Genomic DNA, 18,278 nt, shown 5'->3' with positions numbered 1-18,278 from the left:
TGGGGGCATCATAGGGAGCTAAGAGGGGCAGGTATGTGACCTTCATCAAGCTGGCCATATGGCATTTTTTCATGGGGTATGCCCTTTAACCCTATGGATACCAAGGGTTAAATGCCGTTAACAGAACGTCAGCATTGGCAGGACAAGATAAGCAAAAAGGAGGGAAATGGGGACACCGCCCAGCAGGGCGGTGACGCGTATCAGACGGGCGTTTTGAGGCGGGCACTGCGCAGCAGCAGGGGAAGCTGGTAGAGCACCAGGGCGCCGAGTACCAGTCCGGCACCGGCCAGTTTGGTGCCGCCGAGGGGTTCGTTGTAGAAGAGGGTGCTCAGCAGCAGAGTCCAGACCGGCTCCAGCAGCATCATCAGGGCGGCGTGGGCGGTAGTCATCTTGCTCAACGCATGGGTGAGCAGCCAGTAGCGCAATGTGGTGGCGATCAAGACGCTCGCCACAAACCAGCCCCAGATGCCGTGGCTGACTCCAGCCTCGGGCCACTGTTCGGTCAGCAGGGAGAGCAGGGTGCCGAGCAGGCCGGTCATCGCCAGCTGGATGCAGGTGAGCCAGGTGGGGGCAATGGATTGGGCGAAGTGGCGATGGACGGCAAGCTGGATGCCGAGAGTGGTGGCCGCCGCCAGAAACCAGAACAGCGAGAGCGACACGCCCCAGTGGGTACTGCTGGAGAGCAGCAACAGGCCCACGATGGCGATGGGTAGGGTGAGCCAGTAGTGGCGGCCAGGCTTGGCCCGAAAGGCTCCCCAGGCGGCCAGCGGGGCCATCAGGGTCGCGACGCTCATGATAAAGGCGCCGCTGCCCAGCGCATCGCTCTGGCTGATGGCAGTGACCCACAGCAGCAGGCTGGCACCGAGCAATGTGCCGCAACCGCTAGCCCGCACCAGTTGGGTGCGAGTCGGCGGCGGTTCACGCAGCCAGGCTAGGGGGAGCAACAGCAGCGCGGCCAGCAGGAAGCGGCTGCCGATAAAGGCGGCAGGGGGCAGTTCGCGGATCGCCTCTTTCGAGAAGAGCCAGCCGGCAGCGGCCAGCAGGGTGACCAGTACCATCAGCAGCAGGGGAGTGCGGTTCATCGGGGTCGCCATGGTGAAATGGAGGGGAGAGCATAAAGGAAAGGCGCCAGGTATTGCTACCTGGCGCCTTTCGCATCTGCCTTGAACCGCCGTCGCGGCTCGCGGCCAGCAATCAGTTCATGCCGTAACGCTTGAGCTTCTTGCGCAGGGTGCCACGGTTGATACCCATCATCACGGCAGCGCGAGTCTGGTTACCACGGGTGTACTGCATGATCACGTCCAGCATCGGCGCTTCGACTTCGGAGAGAACCATATCGTACAGATCAATCACTTCCTGACCGTTCAACTGGGCCAGGTAGTTACGCAGGGCCTGTTGCACAGAGTCACGCAGGGGGCGCTGGGTCGGCTCGGCAGCGTGATTGTGAGTAGTTGTTACCAATGCATCAGAAGTCAGGGTTTGTTCGAACATATTCGGTCGGCTCTTTAGTTATCTTGTTAACCTAATCCATCGAAATACGCTTCGAGTGCCTCAAGTTGCGCGTCTGCGCAATCCAGGGCATTGAAGTGCTTACGGAATTCTCGGCCCGTCTCTTCTTCATCCAGATACCAGCCCACGTGTTTACGGGCTATGCGCGCTCCCAGATATGCACCATAAAACCGGTGCAGGTTGGTTACATGCTCGTTCATCAGGGTGCGAACCTCTTCCCTCTCGGGAGGCGGCAGCTTGGTGCCCGTCTCAAGAAAATGACGGATTTCCCGGAAAATCCAGGGTCGTCCTTGCGCAGCTCGGCCGATCATCACGGCGTCAACGCCGGTATAGTCGAGGACATACCGGGCTTTCTCCGGGCTGTTGATGTCACCATTGGCGACAACAGGAATCGATACGGCCTGCTTAATCGCCCTGATCGTGTCGTACTCCGCTTCGCCCTTGTAGAGGCAGGCACGGGTACGACCATGCACGGCAAGGGCCGCGATACCGCAATCTTCGGCGATTCGGGCGATCTCCACGCCATTGCGGTTATCCGGATCCCATCCTGTGCGGATCTTCAAGGTGACAGGCACCTCCACTGCATCCACCACGGCCCGGCAAATTGCTTTGACCTGATCGGGGGCACGCAGCAGGGCAGAACCTGCCAACTTCTTATTCACTTTTTTTGCCGGACATCCCATGTTGATGTCGACGATCTGTGCGCCCTGCTCCACGTTGTAGCGGGCAGCAAACGCCATCATCTCGGGGTCGGCTCCGGCAATCTGGACCGAACGCAATCCGCCTTCTGCAGAGTGATCCATCCTCATCCGGGTTTTCTGGGTATCCCAGACATCCGGGTTGGCCAGCAGCATCTCGGAAACGGCCATGCCAGCCCCCAATCGCAAACAAAGTTCACGGAATGGTCGGTCAGTTACACCGGCCATGGGAGCCACAATCAAGGGAGTTTCAAGCGTGTGGGGACCTATCTGCATTCCACGGTTACCATCGGCTTAGGGCGGCGTATATTACGCATTTTTTAGGCAGGAGAAAAGGTTAGTATTTGAGCGTCAGCCATTTTTTTCTGAAAAAAACGTCGCGCCAAGGCTTGCAAATTCTGGAGTTATTGAAAAACGGCCAGATTGCCGGAGACTGATCGCTGTACCATTCGGGTCGGACGCCTGCATAATTGTCAGTCCACTTGCAGGCCCGCTTTGCGTTATGATAGCGGGCTTAAGTCGAGCAAATGCTCCAAACATTTATGCAACAAAAGCGGATTGGGGATCTATGACGTCAAGGTTCATTAAATCACTCTGGCCGTGTCTGCTGGGGGCCGTGCTGGGGTCGGCGCAGGCGCAAACCATCAGTTTCGGCGAAGCCTGGACCCGGGTCATCCAGCAGGATGAAGGGCTGGCTGCCGAGCAGGCCGGGGTCGATCGGGCCAAGCAGCTGCGCGAGGCGGCCAAGGACATGTATCTGCCCAAGGTGGATCTGGGGGCTAGCTATACCCATCTTGATCAGCCGATTGAACTTGATGCCCTCGATCTCAATCCTCTGGCCAAGCAGAAAGATCTGATCCTGGCGCTCGGCAGCCTGTTCGGGGTCGGGGCCAACGCATTTGTCACCCCCCTGACCAAACAGAATGTGGTGACCAGCTCGGTCAAGATGCTCTGGCCGCTGTTTGCCGGTGGTCGCATCGATGCGGCGCAGGATATCCGCCAGGCGCAGGTGAGCGAGGCGCAGCAGCTGCTTGTGCTCAAGCAGCAATCCACCTTCGAGAGCCTCTCCCAGACCTATTTCGGCGTGGTGCTGGCAGTTCAGGTGGTGCAGACCAAGCAGGAGATCGAAGAGGGGCTGGCCCACCATCTGGATCACGCCAAGAAGCTCGAAGCGCAGGGCCAGATCGCCAGGGTGGAGCGCCTCTCCGCCCAGTCGGCCTATGACAGAGCGCGCATCGATACCCAGAAGGCGCGCCGCAGCCTCGAGATCGCCGAACTGGCCCTCGGCCGCATGCTGAAGTTGCCAAATGCCCAGCCGGGCAGCGGCCTGTTCGTCAACAAGGAGCTGCCGCGCCTTGAGGGGTTGGTGAGCCAGACCCTGGAGGTGCACCCCGGTCTCAAGCTGCTCAGCGCCAAGAAGGAGCAGGCCAAGGGGCTGATCCGGGTCGAGCAGGGCAAATATGCCCCCGAGGTGTTCCTGTTCGGCAACTACAACCTCTATGAAGATGATTCGCTCGCCTCCAAGACCGCGCCGGACTGGCTGGTGGGGGTGGGGGTCAGCATGCCGCTGGTGAGTCGCGATGGCCGCTCCGAGACGGTGCAGGCCGCCAAGAGCGCCGAGCTGCAAGTCAATCTGCTGCAAGCCAAGACCCGTCAGGATCTGGAGCTGCTCGTCGAGAAGACCTGGCGCGAAGCGGCGCAGGGGCTGGAGGAGTATCAATCCCTCTCTTCCACCCAGGCGCTGGCCGAGGAGAACGTGCTGCTGCGGGACAAGGCCTTCGGGCAGGGACTTTCTACCTCCCTTGATGTGGTGGATGCCCAAAACCAGCTGGCGGGGGTCAAGACCCAGCGCGCAGCTGCGGCCTATCAATATGTGGTGTCGCTGGCCCGCCTGCTGGCGCTCTCCGGCCAGATGAACAGTTTCAATCAATATCAGCACGGTCAGGTGATCGAGGTGAACTCATGATCGCACTCCAGTCCGTTCCTTTTTCTATCTCTGTTTCGACCGCCAAGGGTCGCCCGTTTGTCGAGGTGAAGTGATGAGCCATCCCCCCATCAAAAAGAAGATGAGCCAGGGTAAACCGCTGTTGTTGCCGCTGGTGCTGGTGATCCTGGTGGTCTGGCTCGGCTGGCGCTTCTGGCTCGCTTATCAGCCGGAGCCGGTGCATCTGCAAGGGCAGATTGAAGCGCAACAATATTCGGTCTCCTCCAAGGTGCCGGGTCGCATCGACGAAGTGCTGGTTAAAAAGGGTGATCAGCTGACCAAGGATCAGCTGGTCTTTACCCTGGCGAGCCCCGAGATCGAAGCCAAGCTGAGCCAGGCCAAGGCCGGTGAGGCCGCTGCGGGTGCGCTGGCGCAAGAGGCTGAGAAAGGGGCCCGAGCCCAGCAGATCGCCGCTGCCAAGGATCAGTGGCAAAAAGCCAAGGCTGCCGCCCAGCTGCGTGGCAAGACCTATGAGCGGGTTGCCAGTCTGCACCGCGACGGCGTAATGCCGCTGCAAAAACGCGACGAGGCCTGGACTGCCTGGCAAGCCGCCCGCTACAGCGAAGGGATGGCGTGGCAGCAGTACCAGATGGCGTTGGAAGGGGCGAGGGAAGAGACCAAGATCGCCGCCCGCGAGAAGGCCAAAATGGCGGCGGGTTCTGTTGCCGAGGTTGAGGCCTATCTGGCCGATACCCGTATTGTCAGCCCCCACTCCGGCGAGGTAAGTCAGGTGCTGCTGCGTAGCGGCGAGCTGGCGCCGCAGGGCTTCCCTGTCGTGACCCTGCTCGACATGAGCGATGCCTGGGCCCAGTTCCACGTTCGCGAGGATCTGCTGCCCCGCTTCCCGGTCGGTACCGAGTTCGATGCCCGCATCCCGGGCCTTGGCGATCAGACCGTGCGCTTCAAGGTGACCCATGTGGCCGTGATGGGGGATTTTGCTACCTGGCGCGCTACCGATACCCGTCAGGGTTTCGATATGAAGAGCTTCCAAGTGGAGGCTCGCCCGCTGCAACCGGTTGAGGGGCTGCGGGTTGGCATGAGTGTGCTGGTTGAACTCTGATGGGACGTGAATTTCGGCTGCTGTGGCAGGATCCCTTCAGCCGTGCCCTGATGAGCTGGGTGCCGCTGCTGCTGATGGGGATCCTCTGCTGGATCTTCTCGGCAGGGCTGGCCCGCGACCTCAAGGTGGGGCTGGTGGATCTCGACCACAGCATGCTCTCGCGCCAGCTCGCGTTCTCGCTGGATGGCTCGGCCGGGCTCAAGGTGGCGCAACAGTTTGACTCCATCGATGCCGGAGCCCGAGCCCTGCGCGGTGGCGACATCTATGCGCTGGTGGTGATCCCCAACCATCTGGAGCGGGATGCCCGTCAGGGCACCCAGCCACAGGTGACGGTGTTCAACAACGGCCAGTTCATCCTGATCGCCAAGCTGGTCAACTCGGCGCTGGCGCAGGTGGTAGGCACCCTTAACGGTCAGGTCGGCGTGCTGGAGGCGATGGCTGATGGCAAGGCGCTGCCCGGCGCGCTCGGGCAGTCGGTGCCTATCAGCAGTCAGGTCACTGCGCTCTATAACCTCAACTCCAGCTATGCCCAGTTTCTGCTGAGTGCCATTCTGCCCGCGGTGTGGCAGATCCTGGTGGTGCTGTTCGGCCTCAATGCGCTGGCCCGTACCGATCGGTTGGGGCTGGACTGGACCACTCGCGGTGTCTGGTTTGGTCTCTGGCGCACCCTGCTGCCCCACGTGCTGATTGGCTGGGGCTGGGGGATTGTCTGGACGCTGCTGCTGTTCAAGGGCTTCTCTTACCCCATGCACGGCAGCTGGCTGGTGCTGGTGGTGGGTCTGGGGCTCGCCTCGGCCGCCTGCGTCACCATGGGGGCTTTTTTCTACGGCATCATCCGGGATCCGGCCCGCGCTCTGTCGCTGGCGGGGGCTTACACTGCGCCCGGTTTCGCCTTTATGGGAGTCACCTTTCCGGTGAGTGCCATGGGGGATTTCGCCCGCTTCTGGCGCAGCCTGTTGCCGGTCTCCCACTATGTGGAGCTGCAGATTGGTCAGAGCAACTACGGTCTGCCGCTCGCATCCGCCCTGCCGCAACTGGGGGCGCTGCTGCTGTTTCTGCTTCCCTTGCTGCTGGTGGTGCGCCGTTACAAGCAGCAGGCCGAACTGGCCCGTCAATCAGCCGCAGTGGCAGTCGCCGAAAAGGAGCCTGAGTGATGCTGGGATTTGTCGATCTGTTGCGCCTAGAGCTGCGCACCCTGCTGGCGGATCGCGCCATCATGCTGACCCTGTTTGGCGGGGTGATCTTCTACTCGTTTCTCTATCCCCAGCCCTATCTGCATCAGCTGCCGCGGGAAGAGGCGGTGGTGGTGGTCAACGACGATGGCAGTCAGCTGTCGCGTCAGCTGGAGTTTATGGCCGATGCCACGCCGCAGGTAAAGCTGGTGGCGCGAGCCAATTCGCTGGCCGAGGCGCGCCAGCTGATGATGGCCGGGGAGGCGAGCGGGATCCTGCACATTCCCAACCACTTCTATCGGGACCTGATGCTGGGCAAGAGCGTCACCCTGAGCTATGCCGGTGATGCCTCCTACTTCCTGGTCTACGGCACCATTGCCGAAGGGCTGGCGCAGGCCGGTGGCACTCTCGCTGCGCAGGTGAAGGTGGCGCGGCTGCTGAGCCACGGCGAGGCGCTGCCGCAAGCAGCCATGGGCTGGAATGCGGTGGCTCTCAACGTGGTGCCGGTGTTCAACCCCACCATGGGCTATGTGAACTACGTGGTGCCGGCGGTGTTCGTGCTGATCCTCCATCAGGTGCTGCTGATGGGGGCGGGGATCCTGGGGGCGACCCAGAACCAGCGCAGTTGCCGCGGCGAGCACGGTTACTGGCAAAGCGCGCCGGTACTGCCGCTGCTGCTGGCCAGAACTCTGGTGCTGGCGGGGTTGTTCCTGCTGCCGGTGAGCTACTTCCTCGGCTTTTGCTTTGATCACTACAACATCGCTCGCCATGCCGACCCGGTGCAGCTTTGGCTATTCGCCCTGCCGTTCCTGCTGGCAACCTGCTGGTTCGGGATTGTGCTGGGGGCCATCTTTACCCGGCGGGATCTGCCCACTCAGGTGGTACTCATCTCCTCCCTGCCGCTGGTCTTTCTGGCGGGCTTTATCTGGCCGCTCGAGCTGATCCCGGCGCCCCTCAATTGGCTGGCTCAGTGGGTGCCCACTATCCCCGCCATCGAGGGTTTTCTGCGCCTTAACCAGATGGGGGCCGACTTCGCCCAGGTTTCCCGTTACTGGTGGCAGTTGTGGGGGCTTGCGTTGCTCTACGGCGTGCTGGCCTGCCTGCTGCTGCGCTGGCGGCAGCAGTCGCTGCCAGTTGCTCGCCCGTCAGTCGTGCAGGGTGAAACCACCGCCGGTTAAACGGGATAGGGCAAGCGCCCGTGAGATGGCGTGTGCGGTAAAGCGAAAACGGTCAGCCCTTGGGCTGACCGTTTTGCTATGTGGTGGGGTTAAGCGGTTTTACTGCTGCTTTAGCCGCGCTGGAGCGTGGGATCCCCGATGGCGTAGATCTGCCCCACCGCTGTCTCATCTGCCAGTAGACGCAGCCCTTGGGTGGCCACATCGGCGCGGCGAACCAGTCCGTGTACCTCCTTGCCCTGACTCAGCTCGGCGCGGCCGGTGGCGTCGCCATCCTGCAGGCCCGCCGGGCGCAGAATGGTCCACGCGAGGGAGCTGGTCTGCAGCCAGCTCTCCGCCAGACTCTTGAGGCGCACCTCATGACCGAAGGCGGCGCGGGCACGCTCCGGCAGATACTGCCAGCTGTCGCCACAGCCGAGGGAGGTGACCAGCAGCAGCCGTTTCAGGCCTGCCTGCTCCATGGCATCGATCACATGGCGGTTGCCCTGATAGTCCACCGGCGCCGTTTGGCGAAAGCTGCCGAGGGTGGAGACGACCTGTGCATTTTGCCCTGCCCGGACACATGCCTGCTGCACCGCAGCCAGATCCAGCGCATCCCCTTCGATCACCTCAACTCCCAGCGCACTCAGTTCCATGGCCATCTCGGGGCTGCGCACCAGCGCAACGACCCGGTGCCCTTGGTTCAGGGCGTGATGAGTAAAGGTGCGGCCCAGCCCGCGGCTGGCTCCGAAAATCAGTGTGGTTGGCATAGATGAGCTCCCTTGGCAAAAGGGGCTAGCCTAGTGGCTTGTTCGCCTACTGTAAATGAGAGTTGTTTCTATTTGTGAGCTGGCAGGGAGGAGAGAGTGCGAGCCGCCAGCGACTCGCACTCTTTGAGAGGCATCAGCCGTTGTAGTTGCCGATGCTGGGGCGACGGCTTGGGCCGCTCAGGTGGATATCCACCGGATTGAATGCCTTGATCGCCTCATAGCTGAAATCACCGATCGCCTGATGCAGGCTCTGGGGCGTGTGGTTGGTGATGATGATGACGCTCTTTGACAGGTTGCGACGGCGGCGCAGCAGGTGACCGAGGAAGCTGGACTGGCTCTCCGCCATTTTGGCGCGGTTGGCCGATACCTCGTCGATGATCAGCAGATCTACCTCTTCCAGTGCGCGGCGGTACTGGTTGCGCTCATCCTGGTCGGGGATGACGTTGAAGAACAGCCGATCGACGATGGAGGCCCACTGCTGGAATATCACCGATTTCTGGTGACGGGCGATCAGCTCATGCGCCACCGCTCCCGCCAGCGTTGACTTGCCGGTGCCGTAGTCGCCGTAGATCAGCATGCAGCCGCCACCGCTCTTCTCCCAGTGCTCGAAACCGCTGATAAAGTAACGGGCGGTCTCGATGGGATATTGCAGCGCCGGGTCACCGGCATCCATCTTGTCAAATACCCAGTCGGGGTTGAGGTCGGCCTGGGCGATCAGCTTCTGGATCCGCTCCTGACGGGCCGCTTTCTGCAGCTCGCGCACCTCGGCGTTGGCCTTGGCGTCGTACTCCTTGCGCAGGGTCTCGTAGTCATACTGGCCGCCACCGGTCTCTTGTTGCAGGCGACGAATGCGCTCCAGCAGGCCACCCACATGGCGGCTCAATTCCGGGTCGTGAATGCGGTGATCCTGCTTGGCCTTGGCGATCTTCTGGCGCTTGGCTTCGATCTCTTCCAGCTCCTGGCGCAGGGGATCTTGCGGGTCAGTCATGGAATGCTCCTTCTGCTCGATCAGGGATGGGTAGACAAGGGGTTGATTCTGCCTGCAGGCGGGGGCCCCTATCAATCATTATCCGGCTCCTGCTGCGCTGTGGGTTCTTGCGTCTGCTGTTGGGCCAGTCGCTTGGCTTCTTCAATCATCTGCTGTGCCCGTTTGCTGGGGCCCGACTCTGCCGGGGCCGGCGTCACCTGCTGGTAGCCCTGCACCTCCATCGGTTTGCGACGGGTGTAGCGGCGGGTCTTGAGGGCGCGAATGAACTTGAGCATCCATTGATGCTGGGAGTCGAACACCTCGGGGCGCCCCAGCCAGTAGGCGATAAACTCCCCCAGATCTTCTTCGCTATAGCTGGCATCGATCACCCCGCACAGACGGGCAAGGGCGGGCAGCTCTTCGTCCGGACGCCATTGCAGATGCATCTGGAAGGGGCGCTCCGGCAGCGGGCTGCGCAATTTCTGGGTCAGCAGTGGCAACTGGAACGGGCACTGATGGTAGTGCTCACTCTCGGGCTGAGCCTCGACTTGCAGCAGGCCCGCCTCCATCAGTTCATCGAACAGCTCGGTGAGCTGGCGGGCATTGACCTGAAACGAAAAGCCGCAGGGATCTCCCGGATCGACCACTGCCAGCGCCCGACCCAGCTCGGGATAGTTGAGCCTTGCCGCCTGATTTTCCAGCACCAGTCGGCGCAGCTGCAGGGTATAGAGACTGCGGGCCGGATGGGACAATCTTGGGTGGGCAAGGGCACTGTATTCGGCTGGGGTCATGGTCTTCTTCACGAGCTGGAGTGGGGGGCATTATCCCTTATGGCGTCCACTTGCACAATTCGGATGGCGGTCGTAGTCGTGGGGCCACCCAAGCGAATAGAGCTGCGCGGGCGGATAGGGTTCTCTTGATGCCATCGTATGATCGAGGTCTACTTTTGACGCAGGGTTTCCGCGCTGACCGCACTTTTGAGCTAGTCTTAATGCCTAAATAACCAATTGACTAATAAGAGCTTTATCAAGATGTCAAAAGCCGGGCTACGGATCCTGGTGGTGGAGGACGAGGTCGTTTTTCGCCACTCGTTAGTGAGTTACCTCGCACGGGACGGGGCAACGGTGTTTCAGGCCGAAGACGGAATCGAGGGTCTGTCGGCCGCTGCTCTCTACCATCCCGATGTGGTGCTCTGCGATCTCAATATGCCCAATATGGATGGCCACGAGGTGATCGCCTGTCTCTCTGCGCGCTATCCCCATATTCCGGTTATCGTCATTTCGGCCCAGAGCACCATGGAGGCGGTCGCCAGCGCCTTGCGTGCCGGTGCGCGGGACTATCTGCTCAAACCCCTCGAGGATTACGCGCTGGTCGAGCGCGGTATCGAACAGTGTCTCAACGGCAGCGTCAACCGGGCGCAGCAGCTGGAGCTGATGGATCACATCGACTATTTCAGTGCCCACGACAAGGCGGCCAGCCGCCTGCTGGCGGGGCTCAAGCCGCCGAGCTTGCAGGAGTGGGGCCCCTGGCAGGTCACGTTCAAGGGGCTGGGGCAGTTGTTTATTCCCGATACCTTCAAGGTGGAAGACAAGCTGCTGGTGCTGGTGATGGAGCTGCCGATCATGGGGACGGATGCGGCATTTTGTGGGGCACTGGTGCGCTCCTTGATGAACGTCCCCTATCGCCAGTTTCAGCAGAACGAGAGCCGGTTGCTGAGCCAGCCGCACCGGTTGCTCGACTACCTCAACCATCAGTTGATGGCGTCCGGGCTTCGCCACTCTTTTGCCATGGCGGCGCTGCTGTTTGATCAGCATGATGGGCTGGTGTTTGCCAACGCAGGGCTCACCTCTCCCCACTGGCTGATGCGCTCCGGCGGCTTGCCCCTTGGCCTGATGCGCAGCAGCCACTACGCCCTGCACAAACGCAGCTGGCATGAACCGTTCGCCCTGCAGTTTCGCAGCGACAGCGGCGGCTCGCTGGATGTGCAGGTTCGTCATCACTGATGCCGCCTGATAAACAGGCCAAAACAAACAGGGCGCCGATGGGCGCCCTGTTTGTTGTTTACAATCCTGACCGTTTAGACGGTGGCGGAGTGCAGTTTCTTCTCTTGAGCTTGCGGCTCTTTGGTCGGGCCTTCGGCACCGTGCATCCAGTAAACCAGGCGGTTTGCCATGGTCAGCAGGATCAGGGCGCTCAGTACCGCCGCCAGGGCGATGCCACCGAAGATGGCGATCGGGCCGGCTTCACCCACGAAGGAGCCGATAAAGCCCGCAGCGTAGTTGGCCAAGGCAACGAAGCCAAACCAGGCACCCATCATCAGGGAAGCCAGACGCAGCGGAGCCAGCTTGGTCACCATGGAGAGGCCAATCGGGGAGAGGCAGAGCTCACCTAGGGTGTGGAACAGGTAAGCACCTACCAGCCAGAACATGGAGGTCTTGACGGTGTTGTCACCACCCTGCTGCAGCACGGCACCGACCATGAACAGGAAGCCGATAGCCAGGAACAGCAGACCCATGGCGAATTTCACCGGAGAGTTCGGCTCTTTCTTGCCGAGCTTGATCCAGATGGCCGCAACGACCGGTGCCAGAGTGATGATGAAGAAGGGGTTCAGGGACTGGAACCAGGCGGTCGGCACTTCGAAGCTGCCGATCATGCGGTCGGTATACTCCTGGGTGTAGAGGTTCATCAGACCACCGGCCTGCTCGAAGCCGGCCCAGAAGATGATGGTGAACAGACCCAGTACCAGAATAACCTTGATGCGATCCACTTCCTGCTTGGTCAGCGGTGCTTTCTGCTCGGTAGTACGCAGGGCTGCTGCGCGCTGGGCGGCAGTGACACGACCGATGTCACCCAGGAAACGTTGGGCCATGGTGGCCTGGATCACCAGAGAGAGCAGCATACCGATACCGGCGCCGACGAAGGCTGCTTGCCAGCCGTAGGCCGTAGCGGCAGCACCACAGATCACACCTGCCAGCAGGGAACCCAGGTTGATGCCCATGTAGAAGATGGTGAAAGCACCATCACGGCGGTGATCGCCCTCTTCATAGAGGTCACCCACCATGGTGGAGATGTTCGGTTTGAACAGGCCGTTACCCACGATCAGCAGCGCGAGGCCCGCGTAGAACATTGTGTTGACCATATCCGGGAACATGGCGTGGGGCAGTGCCAGAGTGAACTGACCTGCGGCCATCAGCACGGCACCGATCAGGATGGCGCGACGTTGACCCAGGAAGGTGTCAGCCAGCCAGCCGCCGATCAGCGGAGTGATATAAACCAGACCGGTATAGATACCGTAGAGTTTGAGGGCATCTGCCTGACTCCAGCCCAGACCGCCGTTGGCAGTCAGGTCGGTCAGATAGAGCACCAGCACGGCACGCATGCCGTAATAGGAGAATCTCTCCCACAGTTCGGTACTAAAGAGCAAAAAAAGCCCTTTAGGGTGACCTAAAAAGGTCCCTTTTGACGGGTTATTCATTGGAACTTCCACCTGTGTCTTATATTTTTTTGAGTTTTTTATGCAAGGGCGAGAAACACGCCTCAATCCTTATAGAGCATGTGTGAATAAATTACAACATTATGATTTGCTGAGAGTTTATTTACTCCTGATTGATTTTTTGTTGCAAAAATGAAAAAGGAGCATCATTTGATGCCCCTTAAATACGTCTATAAAAAACAGATTTATCAGCGATTACAACTGCTTGACGAACTGCTTCAGCCAGCCGATGAATTCACCATTCAGCTCGTGATGGCGCACACCATATTCCACATTGGCTTTCATGTAGCCCAGCTTGCTGCCGCAATCGTGGCTCTTGCCCTTCATGAAGTAGGCGTTGACCTGCTCCTGCTCCATCAGCATGGCGATGGCGTCAGTCAGCTGGATCTCGTCACCGGCACCGGCCGGGGTCTTCTCCAGCAGCGGCCAGATATTGGAGGAGAGGACGTAACGACCCACTACCGCCAGATTGGAGGGGGCTTCGTCACGGGGCGGCTTCTCGACAATGGCCTGCATCGGCAGGGACATCCCCTCGCTCAGGGCCTCGCCCTTGATGTCGGCGATGCCGTACTTGTCCACTTCGCTCTCGGGAACCGCTTCCACCATGATCTGGCTGATCTGGTTCTCTTCGTACATGTGCACCATCTCGGCCAGGTTGTCCTGCTTGGGGTTGCTGGCAACGTCGTCGATCAGCACATCCGGCAGCAGCACGGCGAAGGGGTTGTCACCGATCAGCGGACGGGCACACAACACCGCGTGGCCCAGACCTTTGGCCTCGCCCTGGCGGACGTGCATGATGGTGACGTCTTTCGGGCAGATTTGTTGCACCTCTTCCAGCAGCTGACGTTTTACTCGCTTCTCGAGGGTCGCTTCCAATTCGAAACTCTTGTCGAAGTGGTTTTCGATGGAGTTCTTGCTCGAGTGGGTGACCAGCACGATCTCTTTGATCCCGGCGGCGATAGCTTCGCGCACTACGTACTGGATCAGCGGTTTGTCGACCACCGGCAACATCTCTTTCGGGATGGCCTTGGTGGCTGGCAGCATACGGGTACCCAGACCGGCTACCGGGAGCACGGCCTTACGAACAACAAGAGGAGTCTTTTTCATGGAAAACTATCCAGCGGGATTAAAGTGCGGCAATCATACCCCAAGAAAAATGGGGCAGCCACAGGCTGCCCCATTTGCAACTGATCCACTCGACTTTATTTGACTATTATCATGTCACGGTTGGCTTCCAGCGTGGCCGGGCCAATGCCATTGACATCCGCCAGCTGATCGACCGAGGTGAACTTTCCCTGTTTTTCCCGATAGTCGACGATGGCTTGTGCCTTCTTGTCACCAATCCCTTTCAGGCTGGTGAGTTCGGCAAGGGTGGCGGTATTGATATTCAGCTTGCCGGACTCCTTGGCAACCGCGGTCGTGGTTGTTTGCTTGGGCGCTGCCTTATCTACGGCCAGCACAGGTTGGCTGAACAGGGGCAAGCAGGCCAGCAGCATGACAGCAGAGAGCTTCTTCATCAGCATTTCCATTCCTCCATGATGTGGATATTGCCGAGTGGCACATTGATGAATAGCGTATCGAACGGGTCTTTTTCACTGTTATTTCTAACAGGTCAAATCCTCATGCCGATGGCGAAATATTTGCTATAAGCGCTTCGCTATGAATGCCTTCATATATCCAACCTTATGATCTTGAATCTATTTTAGATACATCTTTAAGGTGGCGGGCACTCTTTCCCGCGGCGCTACGCTCGAGACATTTCTGGCACATCACATGGCATTATTCTGTGCAACACTGCGCTGATGGCATGTTTCACTGGTCTTCAAAAGAGAACTAAGAAAAAAGGCTGCTCACCTGGGGTGAGCAGCCTTTGTGATCGGTTTTTTCAGGCTAGAGCTGATGCTTGTTCGTCAGCCTGGGCAGCCTGGATACCGGTCAGGGCGATGGTGTAGACGATGTCGTCAACCAGGGCACCACGGGAGAGGTCGTTGACCGGCTTGCGCATGCCTTGCAGCATCGGGCCGATGGAGACCAGGTCAGCAGAACGCTGCACCGCTTTGTAAGTGGTGTTACCTGTGTTCAGGTCAGGGAAGACGAACACGGTAGCTTTACCGGCAACCGGTGAGTTCGGTGCCTTGGACTTGGCCACGTTCTCCATGATGGCCGCATCGTACTGCAGCGGGCCGTCGATGATGAGGTCGGGGCGCTTGGCCTTGGCCAGCTCGGTCGCTTCACGCACTTTCTCTACATCGGCACCGGCGCCAGAGGTACCGGTAGAGTAGGAGATCATGGCGACGCGCGGCTCGATGCCGAAAGCGGCAGCGGAGTCGGCGGACTGGATGGCGATTTCGGCCAGCTGCTCGGCAGTCGGGTCCGGGTTGATCGCGCAGTCACCGTAGACCAGCACCTGGTCAGGCAGCAGCATGAAGAAGATGGAGGAGATCAGTGAAGAGCCCGGAGCGGTCTTGATGATCTGCATCGGCGGACGGATGGTGTTGGCCGTGGTGTGCACCGCGCCGGATACCAGGCCGTCAACTTCATTGCGCTCCAGCATCATGGTACCCAGTACCACGTTGTCTTCAAGCTGCTCGCGGGCAACCACTTCGGTCATGCCCTTGTTCTTGCGCAGCTCGACCAGACGCGGCACATAGCGCTCGCGCACAACGGCCGGATCGATGATTTCGACGCGATCGGTCAGTACCACACCCTGCTGTTCGGCAACGCGACGGATCTCTTCCGGGTTACCCAGCAGCACCGGACGGGCAATGCCACGCTCGGCACAGATGGCGGCAGCCTTGATGGTGCGCGGCTCGTCGCCTTCCGGCAGCACGACACGCTTGTTGGCCTGACGGGCCAGCTCGGTCAGCTGATAACGGAATGCCGGCGGGCTCAGACGACGGGAACGGGTAGAGCTGACGGTCAGCGACTCGATCCAGTGCTTGTCGATGTGGCCAGCGACGTAGTCCTGTACCAGTTCGATACGCTCGCGGTCATCTTCCGGAATATCGACGTTGAAGTTCTGCAGGCTGACGGCGGTCTGCCAGGTGTTGGTACCGGTCATCATGATCGGCAGGCCGGTGGCCATGGCCTGTTGGCACAGCGCCATTACCTGCGGCTCCGGATGATAGTTGCCGGTCAGCAGCAGGGCGCCCAGCTTGACGCCGTTCATGGCGGAGAGGCAGGCAGATACGATGACGTCAGAGCGATCGCCGGAGGTGACCAGCAGGCTACCCGGACGGAAGTGCTCAACCATGTTGTGGATGGAGCGGGCGCAGAAGGTCACGGTCTGCAGGCGACGGCTGTCCAGCTCACCCTTGTGCAAGATCTTGGCAGCCAGATGCTTGGCGAGATCCTTGGCGCGCGGGGCGATCAGCTGGGTGTTCCAGGGGATGCAACCCAGGATGCGCAGCGGGCTCTTGCCGAATACTTGCAGCACTTCCAGGTTGTGAGCTGCGTCAGAAGCGTGGTGATGGGCTTCGAACATCTCGGTCAGGTCAGGGCGGGTTACACCATGCTCGTCAACCGGCGCGCCAACCTTGTTGATCACGCAGCCAACGATACGGGGGTTATTGACACCACCGAAGTTGGAGCAGGCCAGTTCTATGCGTTCTTTCAGCTTCTGGCTGGAGTCATGGCCCGGGTGGGTCACGAATACCATGTCAGCGTCCAGCGCCTTGGCGACGTCGTAGTTCAGCTTGTTGGCAAAGGGCTGCTTGTCGGTCGGCACCATACCTTCGACAACCAGCACTTCGGCACCACTGGATTTCACGTGCTCTTCGAAGCGGGCAACAATCTCTTCCAGCAGGATATCGGTGTTGCTGGAGCTGATCATGTTCTCGGCGTAGGAGAGGGTGAAGGGCTCGGGCGGGTTGATGTTGGCAGCTGCGCGGATAACGGCGGTTGAGCGCTCGGCACCGGTTTCACCCGGACGCGGCTGGGCAACCGGTTTGAAGAAGCTGACATTGACACCGTGACGTTCCATGGCGCGAACAACGCCCAGACTCACGGAAGTTACGCCGACACCAGTGCCGACCGGGATAAGCATAATAGTGCGTGCCACTTTATACCCCTTGTTCATTTTTTGGGATCAGGAAAAGGCCGCCCTGTGGGCGGCCTCGAGTTACTGCGTCAATTAAGCGCCGACCAGTTCCAGCGCGTCGTGGGCGATAACCCACTCTTCGTTGGTCGGGATAACCAGGGCCTTGGTAGAACCAGCCTTGGTGATCTCGCCACCCTTGCCGAAACGAGCCTTCAGGTTGGCGTCGTGATCGACGTCAAAGCCCAGCAGACCCAGCTTGTTCAGGGTGATTTCACGGATCGGGGCGGAGTTTTCACCGATACCACCGGTGAAAACAACGGCGTCCAGACGACCGTCCATGGCGGCAGCGTAGGCGCCGATGTACTTGGCCAGGCGATAGCAGTAAACGTCCATAGCACGCTTGGCTTCTTCTTTGCTGTCGTAGTTGTCTTCAACGAAACGGCAGTCGGAGGTCACTTCGGTCAGACCCTGCAGGCCGGACTCTTTGGTCAGCATGGTGTTGATATCGGCCACGCTCATGCCCAGCTTGTCGTGCAGGAAGAAGATGATGGCCGGGTCCAGATCGCCGGAGCGGGTACCCATCACCAGACCTTCCAGCGGGGTCAGACCCATGGAGGTATCAACAGATTTGCCGTTCTTGATAGCGCAGACGGAACCGCCGTTGCCCAAGTGGCAGTTGATGATGTTCAGCTCTTCAACCGGCTTGTTCAGCTGCTTGGCAGCTTCCAGGCTGATGTAGTAGTGGCTGGTGCCGTGAGCGCCGTAGCGACGGATGCCGTTCTCTTTGTAGAGCTTGTACGGCAGGGCGTACAGGAAGGCTTCTTCCGGCATGGACTGGTGGAACGCGGTATCGAATACGGCCACGTTCTTGTCAGCCAGAGCCGGGAATACGCGGCGAGCTTCACGGATACCGATCAGGTGAGCCGGGTTGTGCAGAGGTGCGTACGGAACAGCGGCTTCGATGCCGGCGATCACGTCTTCGCAGATGACAACGGAAGAGGTGAAGCGCTCGCCACCGTGAACAACACGGTGACCGATGGCGATCAGGTTCTTGGACAGTTCCGGATTGAGCGGCAGGATCTTGTTGACGATGAAGTCCAGCGCTTCCTGGTGAGCGGCACCCGCGCCCAGATCGGCACTGCCTTTCTCGCCATTCAGTTTCCACTTGATGCGGGCATCGTCGAGGTTGAAGCACTCGGCCAGGCCGGACAGCAGGTCATCACCGGTGGTTGCGTCAATGACGGCAAACTTCAGGGAAGAGCTGCCACAGTTAAGAACAAGAACCAGCTTACTCATGAATAAATCCTATCGCAGATTGGGTTGTGTAGGCGGATGCGTTGGACGCGGTGCGGCCAAAAATTTTCAACTTATCCTTATGAGGGTTGGCAATCTGTTGCTTGCCCCTTGTATAGTGATACAAGACCCGAAATCC

16 protein-coding genes are annotated in these 18,278 nt (G+C 59.8%); 5 read left to right on the top strand and 11 right to left on the bottom strand.

Translation table 11 applies throughout. From position 1 onward, the window contains the following. Positions 1-200 precede the first annotated feature (200 nt). From ACTG20_RS19230 to dusB, 3 genes are all read right to left on the bottom strand, one after another. Positions 201-1,082: a DMT family transporter gene (locus tag ACTG20_RS19230; protein ID WP_194496661.1), complete on the bottom strand. Its 882-nt coding sequence runs from the start codon at positions 1,080-1,082 to the stop codon at positions 201-203. A gap of 112 nt (positions 1,083-1,194) precedes the next feature. Then, the gene (fis, locus tag ACTG20_RS19225) at positions 1,195-1,491 is read right to left on the bottom strand and encodes a DNA-binding transcriptional regulator Fis (RefSeq protein ID WP_005309538.1); all 297 of its coding nucleotides are present in this window, start codon (positions 1,489-1,491) and stop codon (positions 1,195-1,197) included. A 26-nt stretch (positions 1,492-1,517) separates the two neighbouring features. Further along, on the bottom strand, positions 1,518-2,483 hold the full coding sequence (dusB, locus tag ACTG20_RS19220) for a tRNA dihydrouridine synthase DusB (protein ID WP_019445016.1): 966 nt from the start codon (positions 2,481-2,483) through the stop codon (positions 1,518-1,520). A 292-nt stretch (positions 2,484-2,775) separates the two neighbouring features. Between dusB and ACTG20_RS19215 the strand changes: the two genes are divergently transcribed. The 4 genes from ACTG20_RS19215 (at position 2,776) to ACTG20_RS19200 (ending at position 7,601) form a co-directional block, all read left to right on the top strand. Beyond that, a complete protein-coding gene (locus ACTG20_RS19215; protein ID WP_194496660.1) occupies positions 2,776-4,173 on the top strand; it encodes a TolC family protein in 1,398 nt (465 codons plus the stop codon). A gap of 73 nt (positions 4,174-4,246) precedes the next feature. Beyond that, complete coding sequence (locus ACTG20_RS19210; protein ID WP_194496659.1) at positions 4,247-5,251, top strand: HlyD family secretion protein; 1,005 nt, start codon at positions 4,247-4,249, stop codon at positions 5,249-5,251. After that, positions 5,251-6,405 (top strand): ABC transporter permease, encoded by a 1,155-nt coding sequence (locus ACTG20_RS19205; RefSeq protein WP_194496658.1) that lies wholly within the window; start codon positions 5,251-5,253, stop codon positions 6,403-6,405. Before ACTG20_RS19210 ends, ACTG20_RS19205 begins: the two co-directional genes overlap by 1 nt. Then, on the top strand, positions 6,405-7,601 hold the full coding sequence (locus ACTG20_RS19200) for an ABC transporter permease (protein ID WP_439987333.1): 1,197 nt from the start codon (positions 6,405-6,407) through the stop codon (positions 7,599-7,601). Before ACTG20_RS19205 ends, ACTG20_RS19200 begins: the two co-directional genes overlap by 1 nt. 110 nt (positions 7,602-7,711) lie before the next feature. Here ACTG20_RS19200 and ACTG20_RS19195 read toward each other — a convergent pair whose 3' ends face one another. From ACTG20_RS19195 to ACTG20_RS19185, 3 genes are all read right to left on the bottom strand, one after another. Then, positions 7,712-8,347 carry an SDR family oxidoreductase gene (locus ACTG20_RS19195; protein WP_194496656.1) on the bottom strand — a complete coding sequence of 212 codons (636 nt, stop codon included), beginning with the start codon at positions 8,345-8,347 and terminating at the stop codon, positions 7,712-7,714. 133 nt (positions 8,348-8,480) lie between these two features. Further along, entirely contained in the window at positions 8,481-9,335 is an 855-nt protein-coding gene (locus ACTG20_RS19190) for a DnaA ATPase domain-containing protein (protein WP_005349200.1), read from the bottom strand. A gap of 71 nt (positions 9,336-9,406) precedes the next feature. Beyond that, on the bottom strand, positions 9,407-10,105 hold the full coding sequence (locus ACTG20_RS19185; RefSeq protein WP_139405566.1) for a DnaT-like ssDNA-binding domain-containing protein: 699 nt from the start codon (positions 10,103-10,105) through the stop codon (positions 9,407-9,409). 240 nt (positions 10,106-10,345) lie between these two features. On the opposite strand from ACTG20_RS19185, the gene ACTG20_RS19180 reads away from it, so the two are divergent. Next, a complete protein-coding gene (locus tag ACTG20_RS19180) occupies positions 10,346-11,317 on the top strand; it encodes a response regulator (RefSeq protein ID WP_194496655.1) in 972 nt (323 codons plus the stop codon). Between the two features lie 74 nt (positions 11,318-11,391). Here ACTG20_RS19180 and ACTG20_RS19175 read toward each other — a convergent pair whose 3' ends face one another. The 5 genes from ACTG20_RS19175 to ACTG20_RS19155 form a co-directional block, all read right to left on the bottom strand. After that, the gene (locus tag ACTG20_RS19175) at positions 11,392-12,789 is read right to left on the bottom strand and encodes a peptide MFS transporter (protein ID WP_194496654.1); all 1,398 of its coding nucleotides are present in this window, start codon (positions 12,787-12,789) and stop codon (positions 11,392-11,394) included. Positions 12,790-13,002: 213 nt separating this feature from the next. Beyond that, on the bottom strand, positions 13,003-13,914 hold the full coding sequence (gene galU / locus ACTG20_RS19170) for a UTP--glucose-1-phosphate uridylyltransferase GalU (protein WP_139405564.1): 912 nt from the start codon (positions 13,912-13,914) through the stop codon (positions 13,003-13,005). A 95-nt stretch (positions 13,915-14,009) separates the two neighbouring features. Beyond that, the gene (locus tag ACTG20_RS19165; protein WP_111900685.1) at positions 14,010-14,330 is read right to left on the bottom strand and encodes a ComEA family DNA-binding protein; all 321 of its coding nucleotides are present in this window, start codon (positions 14,328-14,330) and stop codon (positions 14,010-14,012) included. A gap of 362 nt (positions 14,331-14,692) precedes the next feature. Then, entirely contained in the window at positions 14,693-16,885 is a 2,193-nt protein-coding gene (gene pta, locus ACTG20_RS19160; RefSeq protein WP_440008067.1) for a phosphate acetyltransferase, read from the bottom strand. A gap of 54 nt (positions 16,886-16,939) precedes the next feature. Beyond that, a complete protein-coding gene (locus ACTG20_RS19155) occupies positions 16,940-18,142 on the bottom strand; it encodes an acetate kinase (protein WP_040097310.1) in 1,203 nt (400 codons plus the stop codon). Positions 18,143-18,278 lie beyond the last annotated feature (136 nt).

It is taken from the genome of Aeromonas sp. 84A, assembly GCF_051919345.1.
GTDB classification, from domain to species: domain Bacteria; phylum Pseudomonadota; class Gammaproteobacteria; order Enterobacterales; family Aeromonadaceae; genus Aeromonas; species Aeromonas veronii.
This window is presented reverse-complemented; position numbering and strand designations above follow the sequence as displayed.